The sequence below is a fragment of the Spirosoma litoris genome (genome assembly GCF_054776755.1).
The window spans coordinates 562,409-583,500 of the sequence record NZ_BAAHBI010000010.1 but is presented as its reverse complement, the minus strand read 5'-3'; the positions used below and the strand labels follow the sequence as shown (position 1 = coordinate 583,500).

Genomic DNA, 21,092 nt, shown 5'->3' with positions numbered 1-21,092 from the left:
AACAAATGGAAATACTTCTCCTGCTCTGTATTGGCCTCGTGGTCTATACCTACCTTGGCTACGGTGTAGTTGTGTGGGCCCTTATTAAACTACGCCCTAAACGACCAGCCGTCTCCGATGTGTCGGCCGATTACATGCCTGAGGTCACCTTAATTGTACCCGCCTATAACGAACTGGACTGTCTGCCCGCGAAAGTCGAAAATTCACTCGGACAGCATTATCCTCGCGAGAAGATTCATTTCCTATTCGTCACCGAGGGATCGACAGATGGCTCTGACGACTGGCTACGGACGAACTACGGTGACGCCATCGACATTCTGGGCGGCACCGAACGACGTGGTAAAGTAGCGGCTATGAATATGGCCATGCAACAGGTGAAAACGCCCATTGTCATTTTTACCGATGCGAATACGCAGCTAAATCTGGATGCTGTTCGAAATATTGTACGGCATTTCCGGGATACACAAGTAGGCGCTGTAGCGGGCGAAAAGCGAATTCAGACGACCGATAGTGAATCAGCTGCCGGTTCGGGCGAAGGGCTTTACTGGAAGTATGAATCGCAATTAAAGCGCTGGGATGCCGAACTGCACACGATTGTAGGGGCCGCCGGGGAGCTATTCGCCGTTCGGACAGACCTGTATGAGCCCGTATCGCCCAATACAATTCTGGACGACTTTATGATTTCGTTGCTGATTGCTGGACGAGGTTATCGGGTAGCCTACGAGCCAGATGCTTATGCACTGGAACGCCCTTCTTTCTCCATTATTGACGAGCAAAAACGTAAAATACGTATTGCAGCAGGTGGTTTTCAATCGATCGTTTGGTTGAAAAAATTACTGAACCCCTTCCGATATGGCGTGCTCACGTTCGAATATGTGTCGCACCGGGTTATGCGTTGGGCTGTCACTCCCCTATGCTTACCCCTAATCCTATTGCTCAATTTAGGTCTTGTTTTGCGCGATGGCTGGCAAGTCGATTCCATCTGGAGCTGGTTACTGGTGGGTCAGGTTTTCTTCTACGGCGCTTCGTGGTTAGGGTATTTGCTGGAGAAGCGGCAGCTTCGCTGGAAAGCCGTTTTTGTGCCGTTCTATTTCACGTTCATGAACGTTTGCGCGTTGGCAGGTCTGGTTCGCTATTTACGTGGAAATCAGTCGGGTACCTGGGAGAAAGTTCGACGGGCGTCGGCCGTTGATGCACTGACGTAGTGTTTGTTCTAGTACTTATCCAATTTAGATTCTATAGATTCTTTCGATCCTATCGGTTCTGATTATCAGTAGAATAGAATCTCAAGAACTATAGAAACATCTAGAATCTATTTTGTCAAAGCACTAGTTGATTCCATTGATTCTTAGATTCTATTGCCAGTATTAGAATCAATAGAACCTAAGAATTTCTTTATCACTCCATTAGTAGTCTTTCAGTCACCTAAAAATCGGGGTGTATATAGGCCATATCATTGGAGATATGGCCTATATACACCCCGATTTTTAGGCATTATTCGATTCGATACCGTGAGGGGTATGAATGAATTTATTACGAGCCTCTTTTACTTTTAGAATTGACCGAACAAACCGGATAAATAACACAACAACGCCCCATAACTCGGTAACGCCCACCTTCTTGAGTAGCCAGCCGGGCGTGGCAATATAAAACGTAACCAAGGCAAGCCCTAACTGCGTCCCCATGAGGGTTGGCCAGTAGGTGCCACCCGAAAATAAGCTAAGGGCAAATCCGAGCATCAATACGCCCAACAATAAAATCCGGGGTAGCAACATCGCCTGGAATACCTTATTCGCATAGTCAATATTACCGTTAAACAGCTCTTTTAGGCCCGGCCAGAAGTTGGTCCGCAAGACGCGTAATTGAGCTGCCATCCAACGAGTACGCTGCCGCTCGAACACCTGTTGGTTTTGCACCTTCTCGTCATAAATCATAGCCGACTCGACGTATTCAACCGCAATTCGCTGCCGAAGCAATACCATTTCAGTCTCTTTATCGAATCCACTAACAACCTGAACTTTAGGTATAAACTCTTTGAAAAGTTGATAGTCGAAAGCCATTCCAGAGCCGATCAACGTGGCCGACATACCCAACGCCCGCTGCCCTTTTCGTAGCAGGTAATTGTTCATCTCTTCGCTGATCGCGTCCAGAATCGCGACACTGGTATTGGTATTCTTGGCCGTTCGGTGCCCTTGTACAGCTTTCCAGCCCTGATTAAACACAGGCGCAAGTTTGGTTAGGCAATCGGGTGCCATAACGTTATCAGCATCCAGAATAAGTGCCACATCATACACGTCGGGCAAAGTCGATACGGCCACTTGCAACGCCTTTGCCTTGGTCGAGACCTCGAACGAAACCTCTATAACCTGAACGGGCAAACTGCGGAGTTTAACAATTGTATCTGGGCGTAGTGAATCGGCAATCACAACTACGTCAAACCGGTCTGACGGATAATCCTGATCAAGACTAGCCTGGGCCGCTTCCAGAATAACTGTATCTTCCCGATAAGATGGTATCATAACAACCATTTTAGGAAGTTGCTCAGGCTCGATGGTAGCAACTGGTTTATCCTTGCTGAACAAACCAGCAAAGGCCGCCATGCTTAAATAAAATACATTTATGCCCGTGTATGATGCAATCAACATAGCCAGGGCGTTTACAAAAACCATATTACGTAAAGTTTAATGAAGGAGAATTAATAGGTGGTGACTTCTCTAGACTATTCGTCAATAATGACGCCCATACTGATTAAGTTGGGTGATGGTATCTGTTGCAAATCGTATACCATGCCTGTAAAAAGTGTAAAATTTGATGGCACCAAATAGTGTATGATTTTAAAATTACATATCTAACAAAGATATATTTTTACCTATTAATAAACTTGATTGATAAGTTTTTTTTTCGCCATACCAGAAGTAAATTTACCAGAGTCCAACATCGAACAAAGCATCCAGTTTAGCCCTGATTTCTATTCGCTTCTTTTTCACTTAGTGAAGTGAATTTGCTAAGTAAATCTGCCCATCATGCCATCCAGATTAACCGTTGACTACCTGAAATCGCTACTTCGAAAGAATGCCGTTGTGTCCTTATTAGGCAATGGCGTTTCGATGCTACTGGGTTTATTAACCTTTATTTTACTAGCCCGCTGGCTCACCAAATCCGATTTCGGTGAATGGAGTCTCTTGCTGACCTCCTACATTTTATTCGACACGGTCCGTACAGGCCTGGTATTGAATGCGTTAATCCAGCAGGCATCGCACTGCGAAAACGATGATGAACTAAGGAACTGGGCGGGGGCCGCCTGGCAGGTTGGGAGCCTGTTTACCATTTTGTGCGGGTCGCTGCTGGTAGTAAGCGTCCTGATTAGCCGGTGGGTAGTAGGCCCACTTATGGACGTAGACTCGCTCTTGTGGCTCCTGCTGGTGGGCGTTATTTCCCTCCCACTTTCCGTAGCAAGCTGGTTGTTGCAAACCAAATCCCGCTTTGGCGCACTTCAATGGTCTAAGCTCATTCATCCGCTTATTTTTCTGGTTCTTCTGAGCCTGGCGTACCTCAATAATGCACTCAGCATCAAGGCAGTAGGACTAGCTTATTTACTGGCAATGGTGGTCAGTAGCCTAGTGTCCATTACAACTGGTTGGGCATTTATGTCGAGTTACTTTACTGGAACGGCCCTTGAACGGCAACCTCTACTGAATTACGGGAAGTATAGCATCGGTGCTCTGCTGTGTTCCAACCTATTACGCAGTTCCGACATTTATCTGATCCGCATTTTTTTAGGGACCGATGCCGTAGCCTTATACTCCATTCCTCAACGATTGATCCAACTACTTGAAGTTCCCATAAGAAGCATAGTAGTAACGTCTATTCCAGAAATGGTAAAACTTCACCGAACCAACCAACCCGAACGGCTTGCCGATTTCTTTCGAAAAAATGCGGGTGGACTCTGGATTGCTCTCCTACCGGTTTCCTTATTCTGCATCATTTTTGCCGAACCCCTGGTAACAGCCCTGGGGGGCAGTCAATACCGTGATGCCACGGTGATCTTCCGAATATTTATGGTTTACAGTGCGCTTATCCCACTTGACCGGTACGTAGGCGTATTACTTGACTCCATTGGCGTTCCTAAAGCCAACATGACAAAAATATTTATCATGTTGGTCATCAATATACTAGGCGACTTAATTGCCTTGCAGATTTTTCATTCTGTGACGGCCGTTGCTTTTGTTTCAATCTTTACGTTTGGTACGGGCGTGGTACTTGGATTTTCTATGATCGGCAAACGACTACCTATTACCGGATGGCAAGTGGTTCGAGCAGGGCATAAAGGGTTATTTTTACTATACGCAAAGTTTGCTCGTTCCTAAGCATTTTTTAATCAATGTCCATTAAATCTATTTAAAATAATTTTACAGGTGATTAATAAAATTATACAACTTTTTTCGGGCATGCCACACAACCTGCGACGCGTTATCAGCGGACCAGGTTTTATTGGTGAAATTGATGGACTTCGTTTTATGGCGATAATGCCTGTCGTATTACAACATTTTAGTGAGCGCTTGCTTAAAGTTAGTCCTGTTCACTCTTCAGGCGATTTTGTATTGTCCCGAATATTTGCACATGGCCATATAGGAGTTTATGTATTTTTCGCCATTAGCGGTTTTATTCTGTCGCTACCATTTGGCAGGCAAGCCTTGCATACAGGGCGTCCTGTGTCATTACGAACTTATTATATCCGCCGATTTACGCGAATTGAACCACCTTATCTGCTCGTAATGACTCTTTTTTTCCTTATCCTGGTTTTCCTTAAGCATCAGGACTTTTCTACACTCCTTCCACATTATATTGCCAGTTGTCTTTACGTACATCGAATAGTATATGGTGAGTGGAGTCCAATCAATCCTCCCTCCTGGACATTAGAAGTTGAAGTCCAATTTTATATAGTAGCTCCAATACTTACGCTCTTTTATTTTTCTATTCGTAATCGATGGTTGAGAAGGCTACTATTAGTATCATTAATTCTAGTAAAAATCATTATTGCTAATACAACAACTTTGTTTGATAACCTTAATATTACCCTTCCCTATATGGTTGAGTTTTTCCTGGTAGGGGTATTATTAGCAGACATATATATTGCTGATTGGAAAGATGGTATACCTCAAAGTCGATTTTATGATTTCGTAACGATTATTAGTATTATTGTTATGTTTTGTTCCTGGACTTGGGACAAGAATCTTTCCTGGAAATTTATTTTCATTACAGCTTTATTCACAACTTTTTATGGATGTTTCCGTAGCATATCCGTGAATAAATTTTTCAAGAGTCCGTGGATTAGCGCTATTGGGGGTATGTGTTATTCGATCTACTTGCTACATCTTGCTTTTGCCGAGTTTTTCACCAGTGCCTATAGTCACTTTTTACCCAGTTCATCCTATGCTATCAATTACCTGGTAGGCCTGCTCCTGTTTTTACCTGCTGTTTTTATGATCAGCGTCATCTTCTATTTAGTAATCGAAAAACCATGCATGGATCCGCAATGGCCGCAGAAAGCGTGGTACCGCCTAAGAACGTTATCGCTAAGAACAACTAATTGATCTACAATAAATAATATATTTTCTATAACGCGAAAGACCCTGCCATTTATCGCGATAAATGGCAGGGTCTTTCGCGTTATAGAAAATATGGCTTAGTCCTTAGAAAAATGACCAAACCGTTTCTTCAATTTAAGGAAATAGCTTTCTATATAATTATACGAAAGAGACGCCAGTATAAATGTCAGTGCAGGAACAAATAGGTAAATGAATAGGTTATCGGTCAATTTATTGAATCGTGGCAAATATTCAGCGGTTAAGTAAAGCGCCAGCATAACAGGGAATTTATGTAATAGATAAATTCCGTATGAAACTTTTCCCAACTGCAAAAAAGGCTTTGCTTGTAGCGATATAACACTTGATTCCGTGCTACAGATATTAATAATTATAACGCCCGATAATAAAGAAATAAATTCATAGTAAACTGGTAAGCTAAAGAAAATAATAGCCAGCACATAACTTACCATACTTACCAAAGCAATAATCTGAGTACTCTTCTGAAATAAAATTCGTTGAAGAAAACCCATATTTAGTTGCGAGGAGGATCGATCAAAAAATAAGAGAGCCAATAAGGCTCCTAACAACATACTATCAAAGCGCGACTTAAACAGAAACTCCCACCAGACGGGGGAAATTGCTCCCACATTTTTGAAATAATTCAGACCTGCTCTAATTAGCACCAAAGCCACAATAAAAGCTGCTACTACATAAAAAAGCGCCCTCATCTTTTTGATGCGTAGCAAATGAGGCTGAAAAATATAAAACTGTTCTTCAACACCGATTGACCAAACAGGATCGATTACAGCTGGCAACATCTTTAGAATGAATGCAACATTGGGAAGAAAAAATACGCTAAGCCAGAAGCCCGTCGGATTATCAAATTTGGGATAAATAAAGTAGCCAATTAAGAGAACAATAAAATACAGTGGCCATATTCGTAAAACCCGGCGTGTATAGAAATCTCTATAGTTTATTTTATGAAAACTTTTTCTTTCTTCCAGCAGTAGATACGTGATCAGAAATCCGCTGAGAACAAAAAAAATGCAAACGCCTATTTTTCCCAGGTCAAGAAAATTTACGGTTTCAAATCGTTCAATTCCATATAAGGGTTTATGCAATTCAATATGAGACATGACCACTAATGTGGCAGCAATGGCACGAACACCATCTAAATTCGGAAAGAAAATTTTCTTTACTACCGATGGGCGTTCTGGCTGTGTAGATGTTTGCATAATTCAGGTTAGTCTTTTTACGTGTATACACTATTTATTACACTTATCTGTAATAACTTAAGCCGAAATATTTTGCAGAACTCGCTCGAATTCCAGCGCTCGGTATTCCCAGGAATTCCCTTTGGCAACTGCCTGTCGACTTTGTTGAGATTCTTTTGAATCTGTCTCAAAAGCAGCTTGAATTGCATGAATGAAATCGGTGGGATTTGTCGCAATGGCAATGGTTGATTCAAAATCAGAAAGCGGAGCGAAGTCGGTACTCACTACGGGTAATCCGGCAGCCAGGTATTCGTTAATTTTCATAGGATAAATTGCCGCTGTTTGTGGGTTTTTCACAAATGGAATGATCCCCACATGAAACTTTTGCAACCAGCCGGGCAAAGCAGAGGCTGGCTGAGCACCCACTAACGATACATTCGGCAGCTCCTTTATCCGTTCGACATCCTCCACCACGCTGGCTTTATCGGCAACTACCCGACCAATAAGTGTTAAACGAACATCTGTAAAACGTTGCGCGATGGCTTCAAGCAATGAATAATCGATCCGGCTATCGAGCGTTCCGATATACCCAATAACTTTTTCGGTTTTCACCTTTGTCGCGGCATCTACATATCCCGCCGAGAATGGAAGGTAATCGACCCCATTCTGGACTAGAAAAGATTGTTTAGTGAACTGCTTTTTGCTCGCCAAAAGCCCTACCGAAGACGTAATCGTTGCGTCAACTTTCCGCAGAAATTCCCGCTCTACTCTTGCTCCGTGGTTACGCGCCCAAGCGCATTCACTAATTTCGTCGTAACAGTAATAAACGGTATGTTGCTCCCCTAATTTACCCAGTAAGTAATTGCCATAAAAGGGATTGAAGGCATTAATAACCGTTACATTGGCAAATTTCAGCCGCTTAGTCGCTTTCTGGATGCTGGGCCTGATTAACCAGCTATTGAGTTTCTGGAACCAATCATACATCCTGGAGTTTCGCAGAAAATTGACCGGAAGCACTGGGGGCGGGGTCAAGACAAAAACCGATCCACCCGTTTCCATTGGGATTTCCCGAAGCCGTGGAGACAGCCCGAGCATTCGCTGGGCGGGGGCATTTCCTTTTTTTAGAATACTCCAAATCAGATCTTTATACGTATACTGATAGTCGACATAGAGGATTCGATGGTGGTTGGCCATGCGTTTGACCAGCTCCACCGTACTTTTCACATAGTTACCTTCCCAAGCCGGAAATGCGATACAAACCAGATCTGACGCCACACGCGAATAGTTTAGGTTCCTAGTAATAATTTACGCTTTTGAGTCCGTGACTTCGGGCGCGGGAATTCGCCAATAATGTCATCTAGTTGGTCGGTTTGTACTCGATTGAGCACAAAACCGGTCGGATGATTCACGCCGTCGAGGTATGTTTTGAGCATGTACGCATCGGATTGTTGCCATTTTTTAGAAGCATCGGCGACTAAGATAGACAGGTCGGCATGCTTGACCATGTCGTCGTGTATAGGATGGTAAAGCAACGACTCGATTTCCTGAATAATATAATCCGGTCGATCAGCAGGATCAAGATTTTCAACCGCTCGTAGTAAGCTGGAAATGAAGTAACTTTTACCCTCTCCACCCCGGATACTAAACACGACAATCAAAATTGGCCGGTTTGGCACCTTGGCGGTCATCAACGCCATTTTGGCAAGGCATTGATTTACCGTAATCGATTCAATAGCTTTAAAACGCGTTGTCTTTCGCTCGTTCGCCAGCGGTATAGCCCCAATAAAGGGCAGCTTGATTTTACCGAGCGCACGGGTTGGATTCTTTAGGCTTCTATCGAAATACTCTTTTCCCAACATAAACGAGAGCACCAAAATGAATCCCAGCACGTATGATCCAATGACCAGAAATAGTCGCTTGGAGGGCTCAGCTGTACCAGGAAACAGTGGAGGGTCAACAATGGTTAGATTGCTCGACATAACCATGTTTTGCTCTCGAAGCTTACTCACACTCAGGCCATGTAGAATTTCGAGATATTCTTTTTCAGCCACATTAATAGCCCGCTGTAATTGCCCCATTTTGGATCCCAGTGGCGCAAACCGACGATAGTATGATTCATAATTTTGTCGAATGTCGTAGAGTGCCAACAACCGGGCTTCGCCTGCATCGGTATTAACAAATGCTTGCATCCAATTGTCGAAAAGGAGCTTAGTAGGCAAACCATCCAGCGAATTATTAATAGAATATAATTCGGTAATGCCAGTCTTCGCCTTTTGCTCAAAGTCACTGATTCTATTAATGAGTTTTTCTCGCTGACTGGGATCAGGCTCCGCCTGCATGTCTAACATAGTTAGTCGTGTATTCAATAGGGAAAGCGAATCACGAATTGCGTTCAATTTGGTGGATTGAAGGATTACGTCCTGACGTATATTTAACCTATTTGCTAATTGTTTTACAGTAGCTTTAGAAGACTCAAGGTTAGCCCGTTCCCGGTCAATCTCAAAATTAAAATCCCGATCCTGAAGAGTAAAACTTTTGGTCTGTTCGTAATAGTTGATGATTCTATTATCGCGGGAAAAATTGGTAAGGTTTGCTTCTGAAGAGGATAACTTATTGGAGGCCAGTTCAAGTTGCTGCTGAAAATAAGCCACAACGCTACCCGTTTCATTTACTTTCATTTCCTGATACCGACGCATAAATACGGACGTAATCAATTCGATGGTCCGCTTCACCACAGCCGGATCGTTTGCGATATAGGAAATCCGAACCATATCGCTGGAGCCTTCTCGAGTCACAGTCAGGTTTGCCAGAATACCTGACACGCTGTATGGTGATTTTAAATTCAATAATTTTTCGCCAATGACATTTTTAGGAATTTTTGAGTAACGATAGATATTCTGGACGGTCTGTTCTAGCGAATAATAGTTTACCACTTTCCGGACCACATCATCGGGGATGATAGCGTGCAATCTATAGAATGTATTCGCATTGGCCGTACCTCCGTATGGTTTTCGAAGCATCAGTTGCTCAGCCATTAATCGAATTCCGACCTCCTCTAATGCCGCCCGCGATTTGACTGTATTGATCAGGTTATCGAAGGCAATACTGATGGAGAAATAATCCCGGCGGCTTTCAGTTTCTATAGTATAGCCCGAAGCCAAACCTGTATAGATTAGGGAGCTGGTTGTGAATTGATGGTCTTCTTGTTTCGTTAAATAAATTACTGTTCCCGCTAAAGCGAACGGAAAGAGTAAAAAGGCCCATTTATAGCCCCATAATAATCGTAAAAATCGTTTCAGGCTCATAGTCTCGTACTATTGAAATAGCTTTTGGCCAATCAGAATCTCCAATGTTTTGACGTTTTCGAAGAGCGACTGTTTAGCAACTTCGTATTCGGCTTCGGTACTTGTAGAAATCTGAACAATTCGAGATAACTCGGTAATGGTAATTGTACCCTGCGCAAATTCTTTTTCAGCCATTTGGCGGTTTTGCTGATTTACCTGTTTAGCATCACTCTTAATCTTTAGCAATGCCTGAGCTGCCTGAATAGCATAATACTTATTAACAACAGCTATTTCCATTTCTTGAAGAACAAATTTTCGCTGTTGCCGGGCGGCATCGGCCTCGCTCTCAGCAATGCGCACTAAATTTTTTCTCCCCAAAAAGTTATACAGCGACAAGCGCACGTTTACAGCCGCCCGATACCCGTTGTTATAGTTGTTGTAGGCATTGAGATCGCCATTGGCCTGTTGGATCAATAAGGCCTGATTGCTGGAAGCCAGTTGTAAATCAATCCCAATTCCATCCAGCCAAATCTGTTTTTGATTCTTTACAAAGTATTCGCTTCGGGCAATTAAGGCATTCTGCATACCCCCTGAAGGCGAATGCGCCCGGGCCAGTTGAAGAATTGTGTCGAGTGGTGGCAGCACCAACAAGGGAGCAGGATCGGGCTTACGAGCGGGCGTTTGGGCAATTCCAGGTCTATTGACCAGGAAAAGCAGCCAGCCAGCCAGCATCAGTTTATACAATAAGTCGACTCGTTTCATAGATGTTCGCAATAGTATTGGGCGATTTTTGATGGTTAGGTTGTTTTTAAATTATCTCTACATTAATGGGTCAGACTAAGCTGGTTTGTGGATAGTTGAACTTCAGACGCTGCATCGGCGACTGGCTTTCGGGTAAACAGATAGAGATAGGCGATACTGAGATAAATAATAGTTCCGGTAGGCAATTGACCCAATACCTGATTCCCATAACTCGCCACTGCTATCCCTACCAATCCCGAATAAAGAGCCATCATCTTTTGACGCATCGGCCCTTCGGGCATTTTCCAGATGCGTTTAAAGAAATAAACCAGCCAGAAACCAATCATGAACAAGTGCAGATATAGACCTACAATGCCCGTTTCGGCCCATATTTTTACGTACCAACTATCGGTGGGCGTTCGAGCCAGGAAGGTGTTGGGCGAAAATCGCAGGCCCCAATAACCAGCCGAGCCAATTCCGCCCCCAATTGGCCGGGAAGCCAGGTATAACCGCAAACGCTTCTGATTTTCCAGCCGAACTAGCAGTGAGGGATCGTTTGGATCGAGCGCACTGCGCATCCGCTGAATTTGATAATTACCCTGTCCAATGAATGTAAATTTGAGGATTCCTAAAAGTGTACCGGCTATGATGCCGCCAATGATCAAAACCCTGACATTCCGGGTTAAGATAAGATAGACGCCTACGCCTGCTATCGGAACAAACATAGCCCCCCGGGTACCCGAAATAGCCAATCCATAAAAACAGATGACCCCAACAACTGCAGATAGTAATCGCTCTTTTTTACTAAGGGGTCCCAGGGCTAGTATGAGGCCAACCAAAGCCGCATGTCCCATTGCGGCTCCAAATTGCCCGGCATCGGAATAAAAGGAGAATACCCTTAGCTTTCCATGCAATACGTGCGTCAACGCATTGCCAGCATTAAGCCAGGCCTGTTCGTACTTATCGACGCCAAAATACAGTTGGCGCATGCCAAATAGGACTCCCAGGACCGAAATGCTTAGCCAGATAACCAGAAACCGGTTCATATCTCGCTCAGAATAAAGCACCTCCAAACCCAGCAGAACCACCAATACTAGGTAGAGTGCAATACCTCTTACATCGTAAAACCAGGCTTCCAGACTGCGTGCTTCTGGGTTTGCTATTTCCAGGACACAGTACACGAACCAGATAAAGATTACCATCATAATCGGATTTTTCCGAAGGTTTGGCCACTGACGGCTTTCGAAGCGACGAAAAAATTCGATGAGTAACACTAAGAAGAGTAAAACATCAACTGATAGACTTAGAGGGCCAGGTACGTAACGAGGCAGACCACTCGATAAAAACGAAATAATAAAAGCTGTATAAATACCAACTCCGGGCGATTTGATCACCCACATTACGTAAGCCACCACCATAGGCAGGACAATAAGTCCGACCAACGCAGGAATTTCTCCTTTAGCTATTATTATAGCTAAAACGATAAGTAAGGCTATCAGTAAAAATGTATTCAGCGTATATCGAATAACTAATGCCATACATTTAATTAACAGTAGTGGTTACGCAAAACAAATACTTAGTAAAAAGCGAAACGATTCATCGTGACGTTGATCTTTTTTAATTAATAGACAGGATGATCTATTTAGTTTATCCCAGAATTACTAGTAAAAAAATCAAGTACTAACGGTTGGCGCGGATTGCAACATTTTTAAATTCAAAACATAACTTATCAGCTTGTTAAAAATTAATGAAACTGCAAACGAAGCGATCAACAAAATAGGCAAATCGATTAAAGATAGGGGGCGATGTACTAGTATTTGTCGATAAAAATCTAATACCAACATATGCATAATGAATAAGGAATACGAAAACCCTTCGATCCAGCGTATAAAATTCACAATCCATATTGCATAATTCTTACCCAATAAATACAAGAGTATACATCCACATAAATAGCCCAAAAACGTAAAATAGTCATTCAATATTTTACCGATTTCCCCTAGCACTACTACACATAATAGGGCAATAGATAAGCTAACTACTAAAGCAATCAAATAATAAAACCATCTATAATTCAAAAACTTAGCTAGCAACTGATTCCGGGCAATGACCATACCCAATACAAATTCCCAGAGATATTGCAGAAAAAATCGGCTCCACTGCCGCTCATCAACTTTTCCCAGATAAACAACCAATAGGCTATAACAAAATGAAATAAAAATAGAAGTTACTAAACTATTCCTAGGCCCTATTTTAGTGTATAGTTTAAGTAGCAAAGGAAAAGCCAGATAGAATTGTATAATAGTAGATATAAACCAGAACTGCCCGCCAAAGCTTCGGGTATATCCATTAAAAAACATTTTATAAAGAAATAAATGACTTAACAGTTCTTCAAAACCTTCCCGATATAAATGAAAAATAATATTAATACTGAAAATAAAAATAATACCAATATAATAAGGTATCAATACTTTTAAAAAACGTTTTTTAATAAAAAACCACCATCCTTTATAAGCTGATAAACTAAGGCCATAACCTGATATAAATAGAAAAACATGCACGCCTGACCCGCCAAGCAAGGCAGCTTTGGCCAGAAATCCCGGCAATGGAATAAAAGCCAGATAATGGTACAGTACTATTGTAAGAATTGAAAATCCACGGGCGAAATCAACAAAGGCATCTCGTTGCATACAGGTTAAAAAAGTACTTGTCAACAATTAATTATATGGCTGCACTTAGTTGCGTTTTACAAGAATTAGTTAAAAGTCATTAGTACACACCTGGAATTAATAGCCATCTATTTAGATAATTATGTATACTTATTTGTTTTTATTTTAAGTACTTATGTATATTTTGTGAAATAAACCCCTTCACTTACTGACCATATTGTAAGAATTAAAAGTGTAGTCTTTTTTCCATCTTCCACATTTCCAATCAATTGATTATCAGTAAAATAAACTACAATTTTCTTCAATTTAAGTAGTATTTCACAACCTTAAATCAGGCGAATTGCCAACTCATAGCCCCCATTCAGTAAAATATATACGCAAATATAATGCCGTTAATTTTGATATTTAACTTTATGTTACTAAATAGCAAACAAAATAAATAGGTTTATAGTTATATAAATTATTACTATAAAAAGAGTCACGATCAACCTATAAAAGCTCTATACTTACTCTGAAAACGGTTTTTTTGGGTCGATTAATTGGTAGATTGCAAGTACATTATCTATATACCAGTCTGAAAATGGCCTAGAATAGTGCAGGTTTAGTTTAGTCAACAATAAAAGGGAACGAATGCTATGAAGACATTTTTGCCTCTGCTGTTTTGTGTACTTTTACTCAATCAAGCTGTAGCCTGCAATTGCGATTTGACGGTTACAACTAGTGGCATTTATAGAGCCCAACAGTACCCTGTCAAACCAGGCCAAACGATCTGCGTTCAGGCTGGAAACTACACCTACCTACGTTTTATGGACATGCAGGGAACCGCTGCTGCTCCCATCAAGATTATCAATTGTGGAGGCCAGGTAACGGTTGGCAGCTCAGCCAGTTATGGGGGCATCCAATTCTATAATTGTCGGTTTTTCAAACTGACGGGTTCGGGTGATAGTCAGGTCCCCTATGGGTTCCTGATTAATGAGTCGGGTGGTGGTTCCGGGTTGACGATAACTAATAAGAGCTCTGACACCGAAGTGGAACGGGTAGAGATTATGAATATGACCTTTGCGGGTATTATGGCTAAAACCGATCCCACTTGTGACCCAACGACCTGGCGAGGTGCCTTCACTATGAATAATGTTAATATTCATGATAATTATATCCACGATACGTACGGAGAGGGCATTTACGTAGGCAATTCCTTTTGGAGTGCCGGCATAACCAGAACCTGTGACAATACCACACAGGTTGTGTATCCGCACGAAGTAATTGGGCTACAGATTTATAATAATCTGGTTGAACGGACAGGCGCAGAAGGAATTCAATACGGCTGTTCGCCGGGGGCAAAGGTCCACCATAATACAGTACGCAATTCAGGTATTTCTCCGTTTGCCAGCTACCAGGATAACGGTATTCAGATTGGCGAAGGTTCTGGTGGTCTTTTTTACAGCAACGTGATCATTAATGCAGCCAGTGCCGGCTTGATTATTTTAGGCCATACCGGCAATTTGGTTGTTTATAACAACGTAATCGCCAACTCGGGCTCAAATGGTATTTTCTGCGACAATCGGGCGGGCTCTTCAGTGAATACGCCAGTTGGTTTTCTAAATAACACGATTGTTACTACTGGTAAAGAAGGAATTAAGCTCTACAACGAAAACAACATCAACACTATCGCCAATAATATTTTGGTCAATATCTGGCAGAACCGATACGTTACTTTCGCCCAGGGAGCTACCGCTACCCAGACGAACAACCTTACCAGCTCATCGATAACCGCAATGCAGTTTGCCAACGCCGATAGCTTGAATTTCCAGTTGACAAGTACTTCGCCGGCAATCAATGCGGGAATAAATCTTGCGTCCTGGGGTATAACCGATGATATTATTGGCACTGATCGCCAAGCTGGCCAGGGATACGATATCGGGGCTTATGAATATGGTGCTTCGGGTGCCCGAGTAAGCTCTTCAGAAAAAAGCCAGTCTCAGCAAATGCTTGTTTATCCGTTACCTTGCCAAGACGAATTAACAATTCAATTACCAACAGAAGCGCAGATTAAAGAACTTTTGGTGTACGATCTTAATGGCAAATTGGTTCAAAGCTGCCTCTATTTAGTCAATTTAGTATCAACAGTTACAAAAGACATGACCACTTTGCCCATTGGTTCGTACATTTTAAAGGTAGCGCTGGCTGATCAACAAGTGATAACCAGGCGATTTATAAAAATATGACGAACCTAGTGCTCGTCCAATTTAGCTTCTATAGATTCTCGGGGTCGCCCGCGCGGTTGATTCTATCGCCCCTGCTGATCAGTACAATATCAATCGAAAGAATCTATAGAAACGGTTAGAATCTATTTTATCAAAGCACGAGAAGAGTATATTTATTAGATTGGCCAAATGGACAAGCCTAGTGCTTACTCAAAAAGATCTATTTTTCAGAGGATTGACAGATCTCTTTTTGTATAAACTTAACTCGTTAATCTAACCAGCTCTTCTCGAATCAAGGGCATAGCCTGGCTAAGTCCTGTTTTAAATTGCTTCCAGGTTGCCATTATTTCCGCCTTGCCTGAACCAGCTTTAGCCTGTGCTTCAATAGCGCGTAGTTTGGCCTCTAACGCTGTCAGACCAACCATACCCACCCAGGGAAGCATTTTATGCGCAATCTGGGCTACTTCAGACCAGTTCTGCTGTTCGATTTCATTTTCTATTTCGTCAAAATCAGGCAATACTTCGTCAAGAAATAACTCAAAGAGACTGGCAATCTGCTCATTATCGCCATCATACAATTCATTAAGTCGATTGTAATCAATAGCGTGTAATGCAACTGGATTTGAATCTGCCATAATTAATGAAGCCCTAAATTGATATCAAGTTATACTGTTGATGAACAATGGATAATGAGTACTAGTGCTTTACCAAAATAGATTCTGTAGATTCTACCGGATTCTACTGCTAATCAATTAGAATCAACCGCGCGGGCGGCCCCGAGAATCTCTAGAATCTAAATTGGACAAGTACTAGTTCATCAATCATTCATTATCTATTACCTTAAATACTTACCTGACGCTGACTATACTTGGCGATTTTATTGAATAAATCCTTGGGGTTGAACGGCTTCGTAACGTAATCATCCATCCCCACCAATACGGCCCGATCCCGGTTACTGAATGTAGCAGAGGCTGTCAGGGCAATGATTGGAACAGTGGTATTTGTTTTTCTAATTTCTGATGCTGCTGTATAGCCGTCCATCACAGGCATTTGCAAATCCATCAATATTAAATCGTATTGGCCAACCAGACATTTATCGACAGCTACCTGCCCATTCTCAGCCGTATCAACCTCAATTCCCCATTTATTCAGGAATTTCAAAGCTACTTTTACATTAACCGGATAGTCTTCTACCAATAAAATCCGGAGTCCTTTCAGTGTTTTCTCATCTACTGCATCGGGTGCTACTACCGTCACTGGTGTGGCCCGGCTAATTGGCAGGTTTAGCGTAAACGAGAACGTTGCGCCTTTACCCTCTTCGCTTTCAACGTGAATAGCGCTGTTATATAACTCCAGCAACTTTTTGGTAATAACCAAACCTAAACCCGTTCCGCCAAACTTGCGGGTTGTGGCTGAGTTGGCTTGGGTAAACATCGTGAAAATGGCCTGCTGCTTATCGGGAGCGATGCCGATTCCTGTATCCTGAACAGATACATAAATCGTTGCCATATGCTCTGTTCGATGCTCAAGCGCCAGTTCAATGGTAACGGTGCCCTGTAAGGTGAATTTAATAGCGTTGGACACCAGGTTGGTGAGCACTTGCCCAATCCGAAGTGAATCTCCAATTAGGGCGGCTGGTATGTCGTCGTCGATCATCAACCGAATCCGGTTGCCTTTTTCCTGTGCTTTGGCCTGTTGCGCCCGCTTAATGTTCGATAGCAACTGCTTAAAATCGAAGGTAACTTCTTCAAGCTCAACTTTTCCGGCTTCGATTTTGCTGAAATCCAGAATATCGTTAATGAGCGCCTGCAAATGTTCGATCGAAAACTGGAGTGTTTTCAGGTTCTCATTCATAGAAGGCGGCACTTCTTCCTGCAACATCAGGTAAGTCATGCCTACAATACCATTCAGTGGCGTGCGGATTTCATGACTCATCATCGACAGAAAGTCCGACTTAGCCAGCGTTGCTTTTTCGGCTTCGTCTTTAGCCTGCCTCAGCTCGGCTTCGATCGTTTTTCGATACTCTATCTGCCGTTGCAGGAAATTGACCAAGCCAACCAAATTATTCAAATCGAAATCGGCAATAGCCTCACCCTCTGGCACTTCAATAAGTTCAATGGCTTCAATTAGCTTTTCAACCGACTGGCGTCGTTGACTAACTTCCTCCTTTAATTTCTGGTTGATTGCAGTATACTCCCGATCGTTCACTAAAGCTGAGTGCTCCAGCAATTCTTTGTCACGATCAAAATTCTGATAAGACTCATTCACCGCCTGAATAAACTGCTGGACATGTTTATCCTGCAAGCATTCTTCTGTCAGGTGTCGATGAATCTGGCGGGATAATATCTTATGCAACTTACTTTCTTCCATAGTTTACTGCTCAGAAAGGATAGTTATAGTCATTGTTTGGTTATGAAGCTCACCCGGAGACGCTGGGCCCGATGGCGCTATCTCACCATACGAATAAAAGCCGGTCATATAAGGAACGCTACCAAAAATCTCGCAGGCAACTTCTACTTCTTCTTCGGTACGTTGCCCTAAAACTAACTTACGACCCACACAACTGATCAATAGTGCCAGCTCAGGAGCTTTGCCTAGTTGCGTCAGTGCGTTCTGGGCAGCGAGAGCCGATGCTTCTACCAACCGATCCAGGTTAGCCCGCATAAATCGAACACTAGCTCCCTCGGGTATGTCGCCAGCAAACGTCATGCTTTTTTTGGTTTCGTCTATCGATAGAATAGTCCGTACCAATGGCTGTGAATCAGGCGTCACTCGAATTGACAGCGGAAAAAGTAGCGCCGTCCCAGGTAGTCCTTCAGCGTATCGGCCTAAATAGTCTTTGTATAAATCAAGAGCATCCCGATCGTCGATCTGATATAATTCATTGTAGACCGACTTGGTCACTTCGCGTTCGGGACCAAACACGTCCCAACCGCCCATTGTACCGTGCCCTATTTTCAAATCAGTACCGTACAAACCAATACCGACAACTTTACCCGACACGGGATTCTGATTGACGCCAACGACTGTTCGTTCGAAACGAGGGCCATCGCCAGCAAGACCGCCAATAACGGGAACTGGCCGGTTCAACCATCGATTGCTGGCGTTGGTCAGTTCACTCCCATTCACGACACCACCGTCGGATATCAGAATAATTCCCTGCAGATTTTCTTCGTCAAGGGCTTTGGCCAGTTTTTCGCCTACCTGATAGCTTTCTTTGTGGTTATTAATATCAAGCTGAACGGTTCGCACCGTTGTCTTTTCGAACTCAATGGCGGTAACAACAATCGTATCATCATAAACTTTATCGCCTATAATTTCGCCAGATGTAGAGTTAATGATGATCTGAGCTTCGGGGAACAGTTGATCCAGGTATTGATATGGATTTGTAGTTTCCAGTATCCTTCGCTCGCCGAATGCTAACACCAAAGATGCCTTTTCTGGCAGAAATCCGGGAGTTTCAGACATAGTCTCCCAATTGCCATTCGAAAACTTCGCTTGTCTTATTTTCATATCTCTCTTTTATAACAAATGGACAAGCATAGATCAGGCCATCCTTTTACAAACAAAACTACCCAAAAAAGCAATTAAATTTATCGTTAAAAGCCAATGCCAACATTTATTTACTATTTAATAGAATACACTAACATATCTTGATTTCATCCATATAATTAGAGGGCTATATAGACTACTGTGGAGCGCTAGTTATGGGCTACGATTGTTCTAAATCAAGTCAATGCTATTCGTTCTTGCTAATGTATTCAATCCTTCAAAAACTTAAACAGGCCTAATTCACACTATACACCCCAATCCAATTTCACCTCAAACAAGGCAAAGCGCTTCTTAGCTGATTCCGTCTTATTTTTACGACTCAGTTATTAACTTATTCCGAGCATGTCCCGTTTCCACGTCTGCATTCCCATTCTTTTTTTAGCACTATTTTCGTCGCTTTCACTGGCTCAAACCCAGAAGCCTACGGCAAAGACTTCGGGTAACCCTATTTTTCCGGGTTGGTACGCTGATCCAGAAGGTGTTATTTTCGGCAAAAAGTACTGGATATATCCAACTTATTCGGCAAAGTATAACCAACAGGTGTTTTTCGACGCCTTTTCATCGCCTGATTTAGTAACCTGGACAAAGCACAGTCGAATCCTCGACTCTACAGCTGTAAAATGGGCCAAGCGAGCGATGTGGGCGCCTGCGATCATCGAAAAGGGTGGTAAGTATTTTTTATTCTTTGGGGCGAATGATATTCACGATGACAAAAAAGAAGTAGGTGGCATTGGCGTTGCAGTCGCCAATAACCCAGCGGGGCCATTCCGGGATTATCTGGGCAAACCACTCGTTGGGCAGATTCACAATGGTGCTCAACCCATTGACCAATATGTGTTTAAAGACAAAGACGGTCAATATTATCTGCTATATGGCGGTTGGGGTCACTGCAACATCGCTCGTTTGAAAGACGATTTTACCGGGTTTCTCCCCTTTGCCGACGGTACTATTTTTCGGGAAATAACGCCTAAAGATTATGTAGAAGGCCCTACCATGTTTGTTCGAAACGGCAAGTATTATTTTATGTGGTCAGAAGGTGGCTGGACAGGTCCTAATTACTCCGTTGCTTATGCTGTTGCCGATTCGCCATTTGGTCCATTTGAGCGGGTTGGAAAAATTCTCCAGCAAGATCCTGCCGTGGCAACTGGCGCCGGTCACCATTCGGTTATTCAGGTCCCAGGAATGGATACCTGGTATATCGTTTATCATCGGCGCCCATTAACCGAAACCGATGGTAATCACCGGGAAACCTGCATCGATCGCATGTACTTTGACGAGAAGGACGCCATCAAGCCCGTAAAAATTACGGTCGAAGGCGTATCCGCACAGGTACTAAAATAAATTACTGGCTTAAGATATGGCCTTGGGCGGCCACAGAAATGCAATTTCAACTCATAAAAAAGGTCGACTCTATAGTAGAGTCGACCTTTTTTATGAGTTGAAATTAAGGAAACAATTACTCCGTACAAACCTATAAGGTCTCAAAAACCTTATAGGTTTGTAGTCACTACCGCGATTTCGCTCCTCCAGTCTTACGCTGTGGCGGAGTTACTTTCGTTTGCTCTGCGGTACCAGATGGCACTTCTGGTGATGAAGGCACTATAGGAGTTGGTTCAGATACAGCTTCCTTACGGCGATTACGCCCTTCATGGAAAATAACAAAGCCAATTAACAGAATCAGTAACACATTGCAAATCAAGTCAATGGTATCGCCAGTGTGCGCTAAAGGTGGATCAAACCGGAATTCAATGGTATGTTTACCCGCCGGAATACGCATAGCCCGCAATACGTAATCGGCTCGCAAATGTGGCGCAGGTTTACCATCGATGAATGCCTGCCA

15 protein-coding genes and 1 pseudogene are annotated in these 21,092 nt (G+C 42.8%); 5 read left to right on the top strand and 11 right to left on the bottom strand.

What is annotated here, in order from left to right; genetic code table 11:
* The first annotated feature begins 5 nt into the window (after positions 1 to 5).
* Complete coding sequence (locus ACYVGR_RS08865; protein ID WP_460955624.1) at positions 6 to 1,205, top strand: glycosyltransferase family 2 protein; 1,200 nt, start codon at positions 6 to 8, stop codon at positions 1,203 to 1,205.
* Between the two features lie 282 nt (positions 1,206 to 1,487).
* On the opposite strand, the gene ACYVGR_RS08860 is transcribed toward ACYVGR_RS08865, so the two are convergent.
* Positions 1,488 to 2,669 (bottom strand): glycosyltransferase family 2 protein, encoded by a 1,182-nt coding sequence (locus ACYVGR_RS08860; RefSeq protein WP_460955622.1) that lies wholly within the window; start codon positions 2,667 to 2,669, stop codon positions 1,488 to 1,490.
* Positions 2,670 to 3,023: 354 nt separating this feature from the next.
* Between ACYVGR_RS08860 and ACYVGR_RS08855 the strand changes: the two genes are divergently transcribed.
* Entirely contained in the window at positions 3,024 to 4,367 is a 1,344-nt protein-coding gene (locus ACYVGR_RS08855) for a lipopolysaccharide biosynthesis protein (protein ID WP_460955620.1), read from the top strand.
* Between the two features lie 81 nt (positions 4,368 to 4,448).
* Complete coding sequence (locus ACYVGR_RS08850) at positions 4,449 to 5,594, top strand: acyltransferase family protein (protein ID WP_460955618.1); 1,146 nt, start codon at positions 4,449 to 4,451, stop codon at positions 5,592 to 5,594.
* Positions 5,595 to 5,686: 92 nt separating this feature from the next.
* Here ACYVGR_RS08850 and ACYVGR_RS08845 read toward each other — a convergent pair whose 3' ends face one another.
* The 6 genes from ACYVGR_RS08845 to ACYVGR_RS08820 form a co-directional block, all read right to left on the bottom strand.
* Complete coding sequence (locus ACYVGR_RS08845; RefSeq protein ID WP_460955616.1) at positions 5,687 to 6,823, bottom strand: acyltransferase family protein; 1,137 nt, start codon at positions 6,821 to 6,823, stop codon at positions 5,687 to 5,689.
* 57 nt (positions 6,824 to 6,880) lie between these two features.
* On the bottom strand, positions 6,881 to 8,077 hold the full coding sequence (locus ACYVGR_RS08840; RefSeq protein WP_460955614.1) for a glycosyltransferase: 1,197 nt from the start codon (positions 8,075 to 8,077) through the stop codon (positions 6,881 to 6,883).
* Between the two features lie 11 nt (positions 8,078 to 8,088).
* On the bottom strand, positions 8,089 to 10,107 hold the full coding sequence (locus ACYVGR_RS08835) for a GumC family protein (protein WP_460955613.1): 2,019 nt from the start codon (positions 10,105 to 10,107) through the stop codon (positions 8,089 to 8,091).
* 9 nt (positions 10,108 to 10,116) lie between these two features.
* Positions 10,117 to 10,848, bottom strand: coding sequence for a TolC family protein (locus ACYVGR_RS08830; RefSeq protein WP_460955611.1), 732 nt, complete (start codon positions 10,846 to 10,848; stop codon positions 10,117 to 10,119).
* Positions 10,849 to 10,910: 62 nt separating this feature from the next.
* Positions 10,911 to 12,365, bottom strand: a complete 1,455-nt coding sequence (locus ACYVGR_RS08825; protein WP_460955609.1) for an O-antigen ligase family protein — start codon at positions 12,363 to 12,365, stop codon at positions 10,911 to 10,913.
* Positions 12,366 to 12,500: 135 nt separating this feature from the next.
* Positions 12,501 to 13,517 (bottom strand): acyltransferase family protein, encoded by a 1,017-nt coding sequence (locus ACYVGR_RS08820; protein WP_460955607.1) that lies wholly within the window; start codon positions 13,515 to 13,517, stop codon positions 12,501 to 12,503.
* A gap of 614 nt (positions 13,518 to 14,131) precedes the next feature.
* Between ACYVGR_RS08820 and ACYVGR_RS08815 the strand changes: the two genes are divergently transcribed.
* The gene (locus ACYVGR_RS08815; protein WP_460955605.1) at positions 14,132 to 15,721 is read left to right on the top strand and encodes a right-handed parallel beta-helix repeat-containing protein; all 1,590 of its coding nucleotides are present in this window, start codon (positions 14,132 to 14,134) and stop codon (positions 15,719 to 15,721) included.
* A 239-nt stretch (positions 15,722 to 15,960) separates the two neighbouring features.
* On the opposite strand, the gene ACYVGR_RS08810 is transcribed toward ACYVGR_RS08815, so the two are convergent.
* From ACYVGR_RS08810 to ACYVGR_RS08800, 3 genes are all read right to left on the bottom strand, one after another.
* Positions 15,961 to 16,335 (bottom strand): Hpt domain-containing protein, encoded by a 375-nt coding sequence (locus ACYVGR_RS08810; protein WP_460955603.1) that lies wholly within the window; start codon positions 16,333 to 16,335, stop codon positions 15,961 to 15,963.
* Positions 16,336 to 16,540: 205 nt separating this feature from the next.
* Complete coding sequence (locus ACYVGR_RS08805) at positions 16,541 to 18,070, bottom strand: ATP-binding protein (protein ID WP_460955601.1); 1,530 nt, start codon at positions 18,068 to 18,070, stop codon at positions 16,541 to 16,543.
* A gap of 3 nt (positions 18,071 to 18,073) precedes the next feature.
* Positions 18,074 to 19,168: an FIST signal transduction protein gene (locus ACYVGR_RS08800; protein WP_460955599.1), complete on the bottom strand. Its 1,095-nt coding sequence runs from the start codon at positions 19,166 to 19,168 to the stop codon at positions 18,074 to 18,076.
* Positions 19,169 to 19,594: 426 nt separating this feature from the next.
* Between ACYVGR_RS08800 and ACYVGR_RS08795 the strand changes: the two genes are divergently transcribed.
* Positions 19,595 to 20,593: a glycoside hydrolase family 43 protein gene (locus ACYVGR_RS08795; RefSeq protein WP_460955597.1), complete on the top strand. Its 999-nt coding sequence runs from the start codon at positions 19,595 to 19,597 to the stop codon at positions 20,591 to 20,593.
* 166 nt (positions 20,594 to 20,759) lie between these two features.
* On the opposite strand, the pseudogene ACYVGR_RS08790 reads toward ACYVGR_RS08795, so the two are convergent.
* A pseudogene (locus ACYVGR_RS08790) lies at positions 20,760 to 21,092 on the bottom strand (hypothetical protein); the annotation flags it as partial.

Excerpts from the sequence above, each read along its gene's own strand:
- ACYVGR_RS08830 (WP_460955611.1), bottom strand. The coding sequence starts at position 10,848 with ATGAAACGAGTCGACTTATTGTATAAACTGATGCTGGCTGGCTGGCTG.
- ACYVGR_RS08850 (WP_460955618.1), top strand. The coding sequence starts at position 4,449 with ATGCCACACAACCTGCGACGCGTTATCAGCGGACCAGGTTTTATTGGT.
- ACYVGR_RS08845 (WP_460955616.1), bottom strand. The coding sequence starts at position 6,823 with ATGCAAACATCTACACAGCCAGAACGCCCATCGGTAGTAAAGAAAATT.
- ACYVGR_RS08795 (WP_460955597.1), top strand. The coding sequence starts at position 19,595 with ATGTCCCGTTTCCACGTCTGCATTCCCATTCTTTTTTTAGCACTATTT.
- ACYVGR_RS08860 (WP_460955622.1), bottom strand. The coding sequence starts at position 2,669 with ATGGTTTTTGTAAACGCCCTGGCTATGTTGATTGCATCATACACGGGC.
- ACYVGR_RS08825 (WP_460955609.1), bottom strand. The coding sequence starts at position 12,365 with ATGGCATTAGTTATTCGATATACGCTGAATACATTTTTACTGATAGCC.
- ACYVGR_RS08835 (WP_460955613.1), bottom strand. The coding sequence starts at position 10,107 with ATGAGCCTGAAACGATTTTTACGATTATTATGGGGCTATAAATGGGCC.
- ACYVGR_RS08855 (WP_460955620.1), top strand. The coding sequence starts at position 3,024 with ATGCCATCCAGATTAACCGTTGACTACCTGAAATCGCTACTTCGAAAG.
- ACYVGR_RS08800 (WP_460955599.1), bottom strand. The coding sequence starts at position 19,168 with ATGTCTGAAACTCCCGGATTTCTGCCAGAAAAGGCATCTTTGGTGTTA.
- ACYVGR_RS08865 (WP_460955624.1), top strand. The coding sequence starts at position 6 with ATGGAAATACTTCTCCTGCTCTGTATTGGCCTCGTGGTCTATACCTAC.
- ACYVGR_RS08810 (WP_460955603.1), bottom strand. The coding sequence starts at position 16,335 with ATGGCAGATTCAAATCCAGTTGCATTACACGCTATTGATTACAATCGA.
- ACYVGR_RS08815 (WP_460955605.1), top strand. The coding sequence starts at position 14,132 with ATGAAGACATTTTTGCCTCTGCTGTTTTGTGTACTTTTACTCAATCAA.
- ACYVGR_RS08820 (WP_460955607.1), bottom strand. The coding sequence starts at position 13,517 with ATGCAACGAGATGCCTTTGTTGATTTCGCCCGTGGATTTTCAATTCTT.
- ACYVGR_RS08805 (WP_460955601.1), bottom strand. The coding sequence starts at position 18,070 with ATGGAAGAAAGTAAGTTGCATAAGATATTATCCCGCCAGATTCATCGA.